This window comes from Paenibacillus sp. VTT E-133280 (assembly GCF_002264385.1).
Taxonomy (GTDB): Bacteria; Bacillota; Bacilli; order Paenibacillales; family Paenibacillaceae; genus Paenibacillus_AQ; species Paenibacillus_AQ nitricinens.
This window is the reverse complement of sequence record NZ_NFUX01000031.1, coordinates 12722-28295: the sequence shown is the minus strand read 5'-3', so window position 1 is coordinate 28295 and position 15574 is coordinate 12722. Positions and strand designations below refer to the sequence as shown.

Annotated in this window: 15 protein-coding genes; 12 read left to right on the top strand and 3 right to left on the bottom strand. The window is 46.7% G+C overall.

Going from position 1 to position 15574, the window contains the following annotated elements; genetic code table 11:
• Nucleotides 1–59 precede the first annotated feature (59 nt).
• On the top strand, nucleotides 60–1670 hold the full coding sequence (locus tag CA600_RS14975; protein WP_094871017.1) for an FAD-binding protein: 1611 nt from the start codon (nucleotides 60–62) through the stop codon (nucleotides 1668–1670).
• Nucleotides 1667–2008 (top strand): 4Fe-4S binding protein, encoded by a 342-nt coding sequence (locus tag CA600_RS14970; RefSeq protein ID WP_094871016.1) that lies wholly within the window; start codon nucleotides 1667–1669, stop codon nucleotides 2006–2008. Before CA600_RS14975 ends, CA600_RS14970 begins: the two co-directional genes overlap by 4 nt.
• Before the next feature lie 64 nt (nucleotides 2009–2072).
• On the opposite strand, the gene CA600_RS14965 is transcribed toward CA600_RS14970, so the two are convergent.
• Entirely contained in the window at nucleotides 2073–2618 is a 546-nt protein-coding gene (locus CA600_RS14965; protein ID WP_042131085.1) for a glutathione peroxidase, read from the bottom strand.
• A 679-nt stretch (nucleotides 2619–3297) separates the two neighbouring features.
• Here CA600_RS14965 and CA600_RS14960 point away from each other — a divergent pair.
• The 6 genes from CA600_RS14960 to CA600_RS14935 all read left to right on the top strand — a co-directional run bounded on the left by CA600_RS14960 (nucleotide 3298) and on the right by CA600_RS14935 (nucleotide 9636).
• Nucleotides 3298–4374, top strand: a complete 1077-nt coding sequence (locus CA600_RS14960; protein WP_094871014.1) for a bifunctional 3-deoxy-7-phosphoheptulonate synthase/chorismate mutase — start codon at nucleotides 3298–3300, stop codon at nucleotides 4372–4374.
• A 193-nt stretch (nucleotides 4375–4567) separates the two neighbouring features.
• The gene (locus tag CA600_RS14955) at nucleotides 4568–6013 is read left to right on the top strand and encodes a SulP family inorganic anion transporter (RefSeq protein WP_094871012.1); all 1446 of its coding nucleotides are present in this window, start codon (nucleotides 4568–4570) and stop codon (nucleotides 6011–6013) included.
• Between the two features lie 219 nt (nucleotides 6014–6232).
• Complete coding sequence (locus CA600_RS14950) at nucleotides 6233–6715, top strand: Rrf2 family transcriptional regulator (RefSeq protein WP_094871010.1); 483 nt, start codon at nucleotides 6233–6235, stop codon at nucleotides 6713–6715.
• Between the two features lie 21 nt (nucleotides 6716–6736).
• Entirely contained in the window at nucleotides 6737–7735 is a 999-nt protein-coding gene (locus CA600_RS14945) for an LLM class flavin-dependent oxidoreductase (protein WP_094871008.1), read from the top strand.
• Between the two features lie 188 nt (nucleotides 7736–7923).
• Complete coding sequence (locus CA600_RS14940) at nucleotides 7924–8697, top strand: hypothetical protein (protein ID WP_094871006.1); 774 nt, start codon at nucleotides 7924–7926, stop codon at nucleotides 8695–8697.
• A gap of 105 nt (nucleotides 8698–8802) precedes the next feature.
• Nucleotides 8803–9636 (top strand): prohibitin family protein, encoded by an 834-nt coding sequence (locus tag CA600_RS14935; RefSeq protein WP_256989860.1) that lies wholly within the window; start codon nucleotides 8803–8805, stop codon nucleotides 9634–9636.
• Nucleotides 9637–9702: 66 nt separating this feature from the next.
• On the opposite strand, the gene CA600_RS14930 is transcribed toward CA600_RS14935, so the two are convergent.
• Together CA600_RS14930 and CA600_RS14925 are read right to left on the bottom strand one after the other, a co-directional pair.
• Nucleotides 9703–10695, bottom strand: coding sequence for a ketoacyl-ACP synthase III (locus CA600_RS14930; RefSeq protein WP_256989859.1), 993 nt, complete (start codon nucleotides 10693–10695; stop codon nucleotides 9703–9705).
• 10 nt (nucleotides 10696–10705) lie between these two features.
• A complete protein-coding gene (locus tag CA600_RS14925) occupies nucleotides 10706–11047 on the bottom strand; it encodes a hypothetical protein (protein ID WP_094871005.1) in 342 nt (113 codons plus the stop codon).
• A gap of 321 nt (nucleotides 11048–11368) precedes the next feature.
• Here CA600_RS14925 and deoC point away from each other — a divergent pair, with 321 nt between their 5' ends.
• The 4 genes from deoC (at nucleotide 11369) to CA600_RS14905 (ending at nucleotide 15573) form a co-directional block, all read left to right on the top strand.
• Entirely contained in the window at nucleotides 11369–12046 is a 678-nt protein-coding gene (deoC, locus tag CA600_RS14920; protein WP_094871003.1) for a deoxyribose-phosphate aldolase, read from the top strand.
• A gap of 317 nt (nucleotides 12047–12363) precedes the next feature.
• The gene (locus tag CA600_RS14915) at nucleotides 12364–13656 is read left to right on the top strand and encodes a homocysteine synthase (RefSeq protein ID WP_094871001.1); all 1293 of its coding nucleotides are present in this window, start codon (nucleotides 12364–12366) and stop codon (nucleotides 13654–13656) included.
• A gap of 211 nt (nucleotides 13657–13867) precedes the next feature.
• Nucleotides 13868–14944 (top strand): hypothetical protein, encoded by a 1077-nt coding sequence (locus CA600_RS14910; RefSeq protein ID WP_094870999.1) that lies wholly within the window; start codon nucleotides 13868–13870, stop codon nucleotides 14942–14944.
• A 443-nt stretch (nucleotides 14945–15387) separates the two neighbouring features.
• Nucleotides 15388–15573, top strand: coding sequence for a hypothetical protein (locus tag CA600_RS14905; protein ID WP_094870997.1), 186 nt, complete (start codon nucleotides 15388–15390; stop codon nucleotides 15571–15573).
• Nucleotide 15574: the final 1 nt, after the last annotated feature.

The window sequence follows — 15574 nt, the reverse complement described above, 5'->3', positions numbered from 1 at the left end:
ACTGAATTTGAAGCTGTCTAGAATAACATGTACTAGCGAGTTTTTGGGGAGGAAGTCAAATGTCGCAGCTTAAGAAGGAACTGACAGTGGATGTCCTCGTGCTTGGCGGAGGTCCTGCAGGAGCTTGGGCGGCATGGAGTGCAGCGTCACAAGGTGCAAAGGTAGTCCTTGCAGATAAGGGCTACTTGGGCACAAGCGGCGCAACTGCGCCTGGAGGGACGACGCTGCTCGTTATCCCTCCAATTGCTGAGCTGCGGGAGCAGGCGGTACAATCCAGGCTAAAATCCGGTGGATATTTGTCGGAGAATGCTTGGATTCACCGTGTGCTGGATCAGGTAGAACAGAATCTGGCTTTAATCGAGCAGTGGGGTTATCCTTTTCCAAAAGATGAGGCAGGAAACTCATTGCGCACACATCTGCACGGACCAGAATACATGCGGATTATGCGAAGAGTTGTCCGCAAAGCGGGGGTCACGATCCTCGATCAGTCGCCAGCGCTGGAACTTCTTCATGATGAACATGGGGTTGGCGGGGCTCGCGGGATCAATCGTTTGACAGGAGAGACCTGGGAAGTGAAGGCTAACGCCGTTGTGATGGCAACCGGAGGCTGTGCTTTTCTCAGCAAAGGTCTTGGCTGCAATGTTCTGACAGGCGAAGGGCTGCTGATGTCCGCTGAAGTGGGAGCCGATTTGTCAGGTATGGAATTCAGCCGCCAATACGCGCCGAGCTTTGCAGACGGAACCGTAACACGTGGACGTATGCTGGCCTGGGCCACCCTTTATGACGCGGACGGTCATCCGCTGCATAAAGGGGATCGGACTTTTGGCAGCATTCCTGAAATGCTGCTCAAGGGGCCGGTTTATGCTTCGCTTGATCTGGCAGATACAGCGGAGAAACAGGATTTTCTGCGAAAAGCGCATCCGATTTTCTTTATGCCGCTGGAGCGGTCGGGAATTGATGCGTTTAAGCAGAAATTCCCGCTCACCCTGCGCTATGAGGGCACGATGCGCGGCACTGGGGGTCTGCGCCTTACGGGCATGGACTGCCGGACGACCGTGCCCGGACTTTATGCGGCCGGAGATGCCGCATCACGCGAGAAAGTGACCGGCGCCATCTCCGGCGGCGGGGCTTATAACGCTTCCTGGGCCATATGCAGCGGAAGCTGGGCAGGCCAGGGAGCCGCGCAGCATGCGCGGTCCAGCCGAGGGCAGGCGAACAGCCGCAACCTCACCGCAGCGGGACGCTACGGTCTGGCGGCTGGCGCCAACACCTCGGACACGCTGGAGGTGAAGCCGCTAGTCGCGGCGATCCAGCGTGAAATCTTGCCGCTGCAGATCAATTATTTCCGCAGCGAGCCGGGCATTTCTTCAGCCTTGAAGCGGCTGAATGCCTTGATGCCCTTCTTGAACGGGCGGGTTCCCTCCACCGTACAGGGCATCGTGCAATCGCGTGAAGCCGCGGCAATGCTCGCGGTCGGCAGGTGGATGTACACCGCCGCGCTCGCCCGCAAGGAGACGCGCGGCCTGCAAAAGCTCGCGGAATATCCAGCGCTTGATCCGCGTCAAACCTACCGGCTGATTGTATCCGGTATAGAGCAAATAAGGATCAGTACCGAGGCTGTGCCCCATGCTCATGAACTGAATCCACTAAAGGAGGGGCAAGCGATATGATCGAACTAATTAGCTTGGAACGCTGTGTGGGCTGCAAACTGTGTACGAAGGTTTGCCCAACGAACGTATTCGAGATGAAGGGGAAGATTCCGGTCATTGCGCGTCAGGAAGATTGCCAGACTTGTTTCATGTGTGAAGCTTATTGTCCTGTAGATGCACTTTATGTAGCGCCGCAGGCAGATCGGTTGATTGGTGTAAATGAGGAGGCGTTAATTTGGACGGGAGTGCTAGGAAGCTGGAGGGCTGAGATCGGCTGGGGGCCAGAGGCTAACGGCTCGATGGCGGAAAGGGATACCACCCCTTATTTTGAAGTGTTTACGGAGCAGTACCGTACGTGAAAGTGCTAGTGTACAAAAACTAAAAAAGCCACCCGAAAGGGGGGGCTTTTTGATACGTTAAAATCTATAGCAGTGCTTCAATAGCTGGCTCAATATCCAGCGGGTCTACTGTAGATTCGAATCTAGTGATAACATTGCCTTCGCGATCAATCAGGAATTTAGTGAAATTCCATTTGATTTCATCATTGTTCAATGCTTCCGGATCTTTGCTCTCAAGCATGCTTTGAAGCAGCTTTCCTGAAGAATGGTTCATGTCGAAACCTTCAAATCCAGCCTGCTCAGTAAGGTGAGTGAAGAGGGGATGTTTATTTTCGCCCTTTACTTCAACCTTCTCAAAGAGAGGGAACGTAACGCCGTAATTGATTTGGCAAAATACATTCACTTCTTCATTGCTGCCAGGTTCCTGCTCCCCAAATTGATTGGATGGGAATCCGAGAATTTGGAAGCCGCGATCTTCGTATCTCTCATAGAGCTTTTGCAGGTCGGAATATTGGTGGGTAAATCCGCACTTACTTGCTGTATTCACAATCAGAAGGACTTTACCTTTGTATTGCTCTAGTTCGATATCTTTTCCCCGAATACTGCGTGCTGTATATGGATAAATGCTCATGCTGTTACATCCCTTCAGTTGTGTATTCAAAACGTTAAAGCTGTCAGTGAATAAGAAAAGGAAATATTTTCAATGATTTAATTGTAAACAATCAAAATATCGCTGTCAACATCATACATAGAAAGGGATAGGAACCTTTAAGGTATTGCTATCATAGTATGCATATGGGTTATTTCATCTTCAAAGCCTATTCAAACAAGTTGTTATAGGAAAAACTTTACTTCAAATGATTTTAATGAATTAAAGCTACTCAGCGTTACATTATTATCTTGCGTCGGCAACATTTTTTGATTAAGATAGCAGAAACCAGCGTAAAAGACGCGCTGACATAATCAAAGACAATGACGAAGAGAGTAAGCATTATAGCGGATCTTAACAGGGAAGGCGTGCCGGAGACTGAGAGCACCCTCATGAGACGATGAATGCCGAAGTTCACTTCCGAGTCGGCCCCTGAAGTAATTGTCACAGGTCGTGACAGGTATGAGTAGGGAGGCCCGCGCTCCGCGTTACCGGGTGAAAGACAGAGTTAATCTTTAGTCCAGGGAATCGGATTGTCTATTCCTTTGTGCTAGTATTCAGGTTAATTCTAAATAAGGGTGGTACCACGGCTCCTCGTCCCTTGCGACGGGGGGCCTTTTTGCGTTTCAAATTATAAATAACAAGAGGGAGTGGAAGGGTAATGAGTAACGTGGAATTGGATGTGCTTAGAGGTCGTCTGGATGAAATCAATGGTCAATTGCTGGAGCTGATCTCCGAGCGGGCTAAGATTGTGCAGGAGATTGGAGTAGTTAAAGAAAAGCAAGGTGTGCCTAAATTTGATCCAGAACGTGAAAAGAAAATGCTCGATCAGCTCGTAGCGAGCAATCAAGGACCTTTCACTAACGGGACCATCCGCAGCCTCTTTAAACAAATTTTTTCAGCATCTCTGGACTTACAATCCGATGAACATAAAAAAACTTTGCTAGTCGCACGTAAGAGTCACAAAGAAGACACAGTAATTGTTCTGCCGGGAGATGTGACCGTTGGCGGTTCTTCTTCCCTGATGGTAGCCGGTCCTTGCTCTGTGGAGAGCGAACTACAGACCCGCACCGTAGCTGCAGCCCTGCAAAAAGCTGGCGTACGTGTAATGCGTGGAGGTGCCTTCAAGCCGCGGACTTCCCCTTATGACTTCCAAGGTCTAGGCATGGATGGCCTAAGAATACTACGTGAAGCAGCAAATGATTATGGCCTGCTGACCATCAGTGAGATTGTAGATCCAAGACATATTGAAGAGTCCTTGGACTATGTAGATATCATCCAGATCGGTGCACGGAACATGCATAATTTCGAGCTGCTAAAAGCGGTCGGAGAAGTTAATAAGCCAGTGCTGTTGAAACGCGGATTGGCTGCCACGCTCGATGAATTCATCCATGCAGCGGAATACATTATGTCTCGTGGCAACACACAAATTATGTTGATTGAACGCGGAATTCGTACGTATGAAAAAGCGACCCGCAACACGCTCGATATCTCAGCGGTGCCTATTCTCAAGCAGGAATGCCATTTGCCAGTATTGGTCGATGTTACTCACTCCACAGGACGCAAAGATATTCTTATCCCATGTGCGAAAGCCGCACTCGCAGCCGGAGCCGATGGTATTATGGTCGAGGTGCATCCTGATCCTGCAACCGCGTTGTCCGATGCCGCGCAGCAGCTGAATATTGATGAGTTCAACACCTTCTTTAATGAAGTGAAAGCTTCCGGACTATACCGGTAATCTAGAAATATAGAATTTAAATGATATTTCAAGGATTGGCTAGAAAATGAGGTGAATAAGCGCTTACAAGTCTATCTAATCTTTTTGTGAAGGTGAAGGCGGGTCGAGTACAATAAGGAACATAAGCGTTGCACCGGCCCCGGGTCTTTTTGAAAAAGGCCTATATACCTTATTAGTCACAGGAGGAAATTAGATTTTGAAGCAGCTTACCTTAAATAATGGGTGGTTTTCTAACACTCGGACCGATATTTTATCGGGGATGACCGTAGCCGTTGCACTCATTCCTGAAGCGATTGCCTTTTCGATCCTGGCAGGAGTAAGTCCGATGGTTGGTTTATATGCCTCTTTCTGTATTGCAATTGTAACCGCACTTGCCGGGGGCAGACCCGGAATGATCTCGGCAGCTACGGGGGCTATGGCTCTATTAGTCGGAAGTCTTGTACTAGAACACGGAATTGAGTATCTGTTCGCGGCAACGGTATTGGCTGGTGTGTTTCAGATATTGATGGGGATGCTAAAGCTGGGGCGATTTATTACGTTTTTGCCACAGCCGGTCATGACGGGTTTTGTTAACGCGCTGGCGATACTGATTTTCATGGCGCAGCTTACCCATTTTAAGGGACAAGGTTGGGTAATGTACGGCCTGGTAGCTCTGACCTTGCTTATTATCTACACGGTTCCTCGGTTTACCAAAGCCGTACCTTCAGCACTTGTAGCGATTGTTATCGTTTCTGTTCTTAGTATCGCTCTTCATCTGGACGTAAGAACCGTAGGTGATATGGGGAATATTACAGCAACTTTGCCCCTATTCCATCTCCCTGAGATCCCGTTCACGCTGGATACGCTGCTTATTATTTTGCCATATTCACTCTCACTGGCCGTAGTTGGGCTATTGGAATCCCTGATGACTGCCACCTTAATAGACGATATTACGGGCACAGGTAGTGATAAGAACAGAGAGGCGAAGGGACAGGGGCTGGCGAATGTAGTCACTGGTTTTTTCGGAGGGATGGCAGGCTGTGCGATGATTGGCCAGTCGATGGTTAACATGAAGTCAGGAGGACGCACGCGTCTGTCCACGTTTGTGTCAGGGATCTTTTTATTGTTTCTAATTATTGTACTTGGCGATGTGGTGAAGCAGATCCCGATGGGCGCTCTCGTCGGCGTAATGATAATGGTCTGTATCAGCACCTTTGAATGGGGCTCACTCAAAACTTTAACCCGTGTCCCGCTAAGCGATGCACTCGTTATGATTGTAACGGTGGTTACTGTGGTGGCTACGGACAACCTTTCTATTGGAGTTTTGTTTGGGGTTCTGTTAAGTGCTTTAACGTTTGCTTGGAAAATAGCTTCGATCCGCCTAACGGTTCAGGAAGCAACCTCTTCCAAAACATATGCGGTGTCCGGCCAGCTGTTCTTCGGCACGACAAGCCACTTCATTCATGAATTCGCCTACGATAGCGATCCGGATCATATTATTATCGATTTTTCACACTCCCATGTGTGGGACCAATCTGCAGTTCATGCCATAGCGAAGACAATGAGCAAATATGCTGAGCATGGCAAAAAAGTCACCATTACCGGACTTAATGATCAGAGCTCACAGCTGGTTCAGCGGGTGGGGTTATCTATACAGTAGGACATACAAGAAAATAACGGATACCCTGATAAAAGATTGCGCTATATGCGTGATCTTTTTTTTTATAGCAGATATTAACGGTAAGAGAAGACGGGCAAGGTTTTACTTTTGGTACAATCTAATATAAAATATAAAGTGGATAATGTTTATCCGCTTTATACGCGGACGGTACTATCTACATTTTTAATCAAGCTATTTACGTAAATCGAGGTGCTATACATGCATATGAAAACAGGGGTAGAACAGTCGGTGTACGCACTGGTTCTGCTTAACATGCTGCCGGACAAGGCGGTGCTGCCTGGAGAAGCGATTAGCCAACAGCTCGGAGCATCGGCGACCTATTTTCAAAAACTGTTAAGAAAGCTGGTAACCGCAGACATCATCACGTCTGTTCCCGGCATTAAAGGTGGCTTTAAATTAAAGAAAAGACCTGAAGATATTCGTGTATATGACGTTTACCTTGCAGTGGAAGGCCAGCAGTCGCTGTACTCATCCAATGGTATTTTGGTAGACATGTTGGATTTAGAAAAAGAAGATAGCTGCTGCCTGTTAACGAATCTGATGGAGGAAGCTGAATCCTCTTGGAAAGCTGTATTAAAGCGGGAGACCATTGCTTCGTTGTCGGAGGAAATGCGTGGTGAACGCTTTAAAGATAAGATTGCAGCCTTAGAGGAATGGGTCAGCAATAAAATGGTCATCTAACCAAAGAAGGGATGTATTCGCATGAGATTAAGCATATTGGATCAGGCACCCGTGACAAGCGGTAACACTGCGGAAGGTGCCTTGAATAAAGCAGAAGAACTGGCTATTTTAGCAGATGAGCTGGGATATAGCAGAATGTGGATGGCAGAGCACCATGGCGGAAATACATTTGCTAGCTCAGCTCCGGAAGTAACGGCTGCCCGTTTAGCCGCCAAAACCAACCGTATTCGAATCGGCACCGGCGGTGTAATGATGATGCATTATTCTCCGCTTAAGCTGGCGGAAGTATTTAAAACGTTAAGTGCTTTTTCCCCGGGAAGAATTGATTTTGGTGTAGGGCGAGCTCCGGGTGGCGATACAAGCGCCATGTACGCTTTGTCTGAAGGCCGCGAGTTAATGCTGCATAATATGTATGACAAGCTTGGCATTACTATGCAGCTGCTTAGTGATCAGATTCCGGAAGATGAGCTATATGCCAAAAATCTCGCTGCTCCAACGAAGGTGGCGCTTCCTGAAGTATGGTTGTTAGGCTCAAGTGGCAATAGTGCGCGAAAAGCTGCACAAATGGGAGTCGGATACTCCTTCGCACAATTTTTTAATGGTGCGATGAGTAATGAGATCTTGGACCATTATCGGAATAACTACCAGCCTTCTATCTTTATGGACAAACCAGAGATCAGTGTATCCTATATGGTGACCACAGCAGAAACGAAGGAAGAAGCTGAGTATGAAGCATTACCGCAGGATATTTTTCGGTTGATGATGAGTAAGGGCCGGATTACTCAGGTGCTGACACCAGAAGAAGCTCAGAACATTTCGTTATCGGAAATTGACCGGATGTCAATCAAGGAAGGGCGCAAGATTCATTTGGTTGGTGCGGTTAAAGACATCGCTGTACGTTTGCAAGAAGAACAAGCACACTATGGATTCCAAGAAGCAATGATATGCAGCATTCCGCATTCGCAGGAGAAACGTCTAGAGGTTTATCGACTGTTGGCGCGTGAACTGCTAGGCTCTTGATTCTTTCCTCTCAAACCCGCATTTGATGCGGGTTTTTTGTATGCCAATTTAGCTTTTTGATCGATACATACCCTCAAAAGACAATAAATTAACCCTACAGCCTCCTAAAAGTAACATTTGAAATTCTAACTTCATCTATGATTAATGAAAGATTAAATTTTAAAAAGAGGATAGGAAGTGACCAAGAGATGTTTCCTTTACATAAATCCGTTACGCTGACAGCCTTGCTTCTAATTAATTTGCTGGCAGGCTGCCAACATCAGGTTGACCCATCCCCCCTTCAATCGGCTAACGGCTACCACACCTCAAGACCGAAGCCAACAGACACCGCTGCTAACCTCATAAAGCTGGAGTGGAAGCTGGTGGATACAATCCCCGTAGTCTCTCAACTTAGTGCTTCACCCACAGGCGCTACTTTGATTACAGAGAAGAAGCTGGATGATTTCGGAGGAATTCAAGTGAGTGTGTATACGATGGCTAGTGACGAAGACTATGTGTTTGCCGGAATTTCTACATCCCAAGGACAATACAGTCTAGGGGCGATAGGAACTTATAATTATCGTCAACCGGAGGATATCAAGGTAGAAGTGGTGCGGCTGTTTAACGAAAAGGTGTTGAAAATCACCGGAGGACTAGGAGCAAATAACTCGCTCAGTAACTATTATTTAATCGACGAGAGCGGTAACCCCTTGGGTTTGCTGCAAATAGATACCGGACATTCCAAAGAGCTGGATGTTGATGGGGATGGCTCTATAGAGAGTGTAGCTGCACATGGAAATCCGATGAGTGCCTACATTTACCGCTGGAATGTTGATCACGCTGAGGTAACTTACGTTAATGATGCTTTGAAGGCGGACTCCGTGGTGCTAACAGATGAAGGAATATATGAAGCTTCTGATATCGGGGACAAGCAGAGCAAAAGATTCCGATTGACCCTAGAAGGACTGATCCCAGAGCGGTAACGCCATGACTACTGCTGCTGAAATATTTCCTGCGACCAATTCCCTCAAAACTCCGTATAGACGATTAAGCTTAAATGATTATCCATAATCTAGGAGGGGTATTGGATGAATATGCAAATGAATCCGAAATTGAAACAGCTGCGTCCGGGAAAAATAGTTAGCGGTGTTGCAGCAGTGCTCATTGTATTGTTGATTGGCGCGAACTCTTTTGTATCTGTGGAATATGGGCATGTAGGTTTGTACAAAACCTTTGGTAAATTAAATGACAATACGTTGTCACCTGGCATTCATTTTAAAGTTCCGTTTATTCAGACGGTGATTCAAGTCAATACGCAGGTAACGAAAGCGGAGACCGATACATCCGCCTCTTCAAAAGATCTTCAGCCCGTATCCACACATGTGGCGGTGAACTATTCCGTAAATAAGGCTTCCGCCTTTAATCTGATGAACAATATCGGAGGTAATTTTGATAATGTAATTATTAATCCGGCTATTCAGGAAATCGTCAAGGAAGTGACGGCAAAATATCCAGCAGAGGACCTGATTACACGTCGTGATGTAGTGTCGAGTGAGATCAGTGAGCATTTAACTGCTAGGCTGGCAAAATATGACCTGATCGTCAACGATATTAACATTGTTAACTTTAAATTCTCGGAGGCGTTCAATCAGTCGATTGAAGCGAAGCAGGTCGCTCAGCAGCAGGCGCTGAAGGCTGAAAATGATCTCCGGCGGATCGAGATTGAAGCGAAGCAAAAAATCGCCCAGGCGCAAGCAGAGGCTGAATCCTTAAGACTTAAGAAGCAAGAGGTTACTCCTGAGCTGGTGCAGCTGAAGCAAATAGAGGTCCAAGAGAAAGCGTTAGAAAAATGGAATGGCGTGCTGCCGTCTGTAACAGGGGGAGCCACTCCATTTGTAGATATTCAATCCCTGACTAAATAAATTTTGATTGAAATTATGAAAATATAGAAGAGCCCTCCTTCAATAGAAGAAGAGCTCTTTTTACTATTAATATTGATAAAGCATTGTAGGAATTTGCCAACCCGCGCCAACCGACCAGAAGAAGACATAATCGCCACGTTTGATTCGTCCGTCTTCGATGCCGCGTTGAAAGGCGATAAAAGGACTGCTTGTAGCTGTATACCCGAACTCGTCACCTACATAGATGAATTTCTCATTAGTTAGTCCTAGACCCTCTTGGATAAGTTCGATATTTTTGAGAGAGAATTGTGAAAGGCAGAAGGCAGAGATATCATCTGTAGTCAGGCCGTTTCTTGAGAGAAGCTCCTTCATGTCTGCAACCGCCGCATTTACACAAACTGTACCGTCAAAGGGTGTCCAGCGTATCCGGATTTGCTCCGGTGTAATGTCCTCATGATAAATATTCGATAAACCGCAAGCAGGGAACATAATATTCTCAGATCCCTCAGAATCAGTGTAATAAAGGGAGTCAATGAAGCCTGATTGCTCGCTACTTCGCTCCAGAATGACAGCTGCTGCGGCATCCCCGAAGTTAGGGTAAGTAATTTCATCATCCGTATTGCAGTTCACCGAGCTATAGTCGCTTCCCACGACGAGCGCATACCGGATGCTAGGATTAGCCTGCATATAACGACTTGTCTGCTCCACGGCAGACACCATTCCTGCACAGTTGGCATTGGAATCTTGCGTAATGGTCCGATGTTTACCTTGAAGCATACGGTGCAGCAGGAGTGCATTGGTAGGGTAGGTATATTCCGGTGTCTGTGAAGCGAACATGATCATATCCATATCTTCACCTTGTAAATTGGCTTCTTGTAGCGCTTTTTGGGCGGCCTTTAGTCCCATCGTTAGGGCATTTTCATCCTTTTCCTTTACGATGTACCTCCGGTCACGACCCATGACTTCTAGGAATCGCTTGATGTCCTTGCCCATACTCTGGAAATGCTCCAGATAATAATCATTAGATACGACATGCTCCGGATGGTAATAAGCGGCTTGGCGGATGGTTATATGTCCCAAATGAAACCTCCTATGCTTCAATAATTTCGTAATTTTCTAATTTCGTTGCCCGTGCTACTCGGCTTAGCTGCATTTTTAAGACAGGGCTTTTGGCAATAATGAAGGTTACTTTTTTAAATCCTGATTCTTTATACAGTATGTAGCATTGCTCAAGCATAGGAAGAGTGTCCGGCGAGGATACGTTTAATGTCTTGCAATCTAAAATGATCTCGTATTGTGCCGGGTCAAATGTACTTACAATTTGATTGTACTCCTGAATGAAGCGCCCGGCGTCCTCAGTGGACATAGAACCTTCCACTTGTACATTCAGTTTTTGGGCTGTAGCGTTTGAGGTGAAATTAAAGTTTCCCATTTTAAATCAATCTCCTCCTAAGTAGATAAAAGAAAAAATTCAATAAATAGGCTAAAAAACCTATTTATATAGGTATTATCGTATTTTTTAATGGGAAAGTTTAGGGGGATTATCCTTTATATTTTAAAAAATACAAGAAGCTATAAAATTAACTTGAAAAGATAATTGAGTTAATAATGACCTGCTTTAAATATATTTATATGAGTTAACCCAGGTTAGGGTGGTTCTGATCACCCGGTCGACTTTGCAAAGCAGAGTTCTATTGGTATGATTACAGAGATGAAAAAAATTCACTATCCAAATCATGGAGGAATGACAAAAATGAGCGAAATTACACTATCGCGGATCATTGATCATACACTGCTTAAAGCAGATGCACGGAAAGAAGATATCGTTAAATTGGCAGAGGAAGCAAAAGCCTATAAGTTTGCTTCGGTCTGTGTAAACCCTGCTTGGGTAGCTACTGCCCATGAAGTGCTGAAGGATACGCCTGAGGTTAAAGTATGTACAGTTATCGGCTTCCCACTTGGATCCTCGACAACAGAGACCAAAGCATTCGAGACCACCAATGCAATCGCTAATGGTGCGGGTGAGGTGGATATGGTCATCAACATCGGAGCACTGAAAGATGGTAACGATGAGCTCGTTAAACGTGATATTGCAGCAGTTGTAGACGCAGCTCGCGGTAAAGCACTGACTAAGGTCATCATCGAGACCTGTTTATTAACGGAGGAAGAAAAAGTCCGTGCCTGCAAGCTTTCTGTTGAAGCTGGAGCAGACTTCGTAAAAACATCCACAGGATTCTCTACAGGTGGAGCAACGAAGGAAGATATCGCGCTGATGCGTGCAACGGTTGGACCTAATGTGGGTGTGAAGGCTTCTGGTGGTGTTCGTAGTGCAGAAGATGCCCAAGTAATGGTACAAGCAGGCGCAAGCCGTATTGGTACTAGCGGTGGTGTAGCGATTGCTAAGGGAGAAACAAGCCAAAGCAATTACTAATAGAAGATAAAAAGATAAGTGAATCGGTAGCGGTGAGATGAGGTGGACAAGCTTTATTCGCCGCTATTCTTTTTTATTACGTAGACATTCTGTACTAGCTACATAGGTTTTCATAAGTTTTTTAGTTTAAAGACTTTTATTGAAAGCGTTATCTGATTTTTGTCGGACAGGGTTTCCTTCGAATGAATCAAAATATAATAATTCACACCGGAATAATAAGATTTTTTTCTTTTCAAATGGTGCTGTTTATGAGAGAATGGGTACAATTATTATTTGTTAAAGATTTCTATTCTTATTTATAAAGGGAGGAAATACCAATGTCAGAAGACCGTAAGCTGTCATTTGAAACTTTGACTGTTCATGCAGGCCAGGAAATTGATCCAACTACTTTCGCACGTGCTGTACCGCTTTATCAAACCACGTCTTATGGGTTCCGTGATGCTGATCATGCAGCAGATCTGTTTGCACTCAAGGAATTTGGGAATATTTATACTCGGCTGATGAATCCGACCACAGATGTATTTGAACAGCGCTTGGCAGCACTAGAAGGTGGAGCAGGTGCACTTGCTACAGCTTCCGGGGCAGCGGCTATTTCTTTTTCCATTCTAAATATTGCGGGCGCTGGAGATGAAATTGTATCTGCGGCAAGCCTATACGGTGGAACTTATAATCTTTTTTCTACAACACTGCCTAAGCTTGGCATTAAGGTGCATTTTGTGGATTCAGATAATCCAGAAAATTTCCGTGCTGCGATCAATGACAAAACCAAAGCTTTGTATGCAGAAACCATTGGTAACCCACAGGGGAATGTCTTAGATATTGAAGCCATTGCAGCGATTGCACATGAACATGGAATTCCTCTGATTGTGGATAATACGTTCCCAAGTCCATATTTACTGCGTCCGATTGAGCATGGAGCTGACATTGTTGTTCATTCGGCAACCAAATTCATCGGCGGACATGGTACATCCATCGGTGGAATTATTGTGGACGGTGGTAAGTTCGACTGGAAGGCAAGCGGTAAGTTCCCAGGACTTACAGAGCCTGACCCAAGTTATCATGGCGTTGTTTATACGGAAGCTGTTGGACCGATTGCTTATATTATCAAAGCCCGCGTTCAATTACTTCGCGATTTAGGTGCTGCTATTTCACCATTTAACTCTTGGATGCTGTTGCAAGGGCTAGAAACCCTCCATTTGCGAATGGAGCGTCACAGCCAGAATGCGCTGAAGGTTGCGCAATATTTGGAGGCACATGCAGATGTAGAATGGGTAAGTTATTCTGGACTTCCTACTCATCCATCTCATGAATTAGCGCAAAAGTATTTACCTAAAGGTCAAGGAGCGATCCTTACCTTCGGTATTAAAGGTGGAAGTGCTGCGGGACGCAAGCTGATTGAAAATGTGAAGCTGTTCTCGCATTTGGCGAATGTCGGTGACTCCAAGTCATTGATTATTCACCCTGCAAGTACAACACATGCACAGCTGTCCGAAGAAGAGCAAACCACAGCGGGAGTAACCCCGGAATTGCTCCGCTTATCGATTGGTACGGAATCTATTGATGATATTATTTATGATCTGGAACAGGCCATTGCCGCTAGTCAACAATAGAACAATGAAGTTCAAGGAAGGCATCTGCTGCTATGCGGCGATGCTTTTTTTTTGTGATTTAATAAGGCTAAATCTTCATATGATTTGGCAACGCTTGCATATTTCATGTGAGGTTCCCGTATTTATAAGTGTGGTAATAAGATGTCGGTGGCATGATGTTTATGTACTAGGCGTACCGGCAGCAATCCAAAGATAAAGGGTGGGTGCGAAGATGAAGGGTGAACGTCAGCAGGATGGTTTTCGGAGTAGTGAAGAGCGCCCGTTCAAGTTCATGTATAAGGCCAGTGATCGGGCTGTTGGGATGGAGATGAGCCAAGCCGGATCTGTAGCCTCCGCTGCCGCAGAATTTATCAACGGAGTAGAGCAGAAGGATGTCGTAGAACCTTTGAACCGTTCTTATTTTAAGCGGCCTGGGGAACCGTCGGCCTTCTTAGTGCTGCGTGAAGGACGAGAAGAACGTGAAGAGCGCCCTGCAACAAGGGAAGGAATAAGATCCGTTCAAGCTGGCCCTTGTCTGATACGAAGTGAGGAATGGCTGCTCGAACCTGAATTGTTCTGTCTTTATGAGAACTGGTTATCCAGTGAAGATGAGCTGCAGGCCAATCGAATGCTGCAGCGGATTTATTATCGATTGCAGGCAGCGACGACAGCGCTGCTGGAATCACCGGATGGTGAATGGGCAGCAGTTACGCTGCTGCATCCAGAGGAGCTTGCGACGCAGCCCGCAAAGCTCACCGCGCTTCAGGACGCGCAGCTCGAAGCGCTTTTTACTGCGGTGGCGGAGAGCCAGCGGCAAGGCGGCGATTGCCGCCTGGACCTGCTGGCCGCCTACACCGCAAGCGGAGCCGAATTCGCGGCAAAGCGCGAATTCATCGAGGTCGTGGCCGATCAGACCCTCGGCCACGCTTATGCGGCGGCGTGCCGCATCGGGGCGCTGATCGCGCCCGATGTGGCGCCCTCCGCCGCCGCGGAAATCGCGCGCATCGCCGATTTCCTAGTGCTCGACGGCGCAGCAAGCGAGCTCGCGCCGGAGGGGGCCGCCGCAGAGGGCTTTGCCCTGGCGGCGGGGGAGATCCTTGCCGCCGTGCGGAGCGTGAAGCCGGCGGCGGTAGTTCTCGCCGCGGGGACTCCGGCGGCGTCGGCTTTGGCCGATCTGTATCAGATCGGCTTCAGCGGGATCTTTTGCAGCGCCGGCCAGCGGACCGAAGCGCTGCTTAGAGCAGCCTGTCTGATCTGGATCGCCAGGCAGCAGGAAACACTGGACACTGCCGCCGGTGGAAGGCAGTAGGACAACAACGAAGCGGCTGTCACATAAGCCGCTTCTTCTTCTAAATAAGATAAAAAGACAAGAGAGCAGGGATTCTGCCGTTATTGGAGAATCACTGCTCTTTATGATTAGAGGATCACTGCTCTTCGTTATTGAATGCTCACTGTAATTTATTGTTGGGGGATCTTCTTCATGTTGAGCGTTTCATTTATAAATCCTGTCTTCAGGGTCAAATCGTCTTGCTCCAGACGATTTGCTTTCAGACCTTTATTAATTTACATAAAAAGGATAATGGAAGAGGCGGATCGAAGCTATTAGCATCCTGCTGAAAAGAGGCGCTGCGCATGTCCGCAAATTTTAGAGTTGCCCTGAAGAAGATTGTTGACCATTCTTACGACATTGAGATCGGTGAAGCTTTATTTAACTGATTAATAGAGGACTTAAAACAAGGAATCGTAGAGAATGTGAGCAAATTTGCGATAATTAAGGATCCCAAAGTTGAAGTGCTGTATGGACAAGCCTTACTGGAACAGCTGATTCAGAACGGTTTTCATGCGGAGCTTTTTTCTTTCCCCGCCGGAGAAAAGTCCAAAACCCGTGAAACGAAGGCACAGCTTGAGGATCAGCTATTAAGAAAAATACGCCACTAAG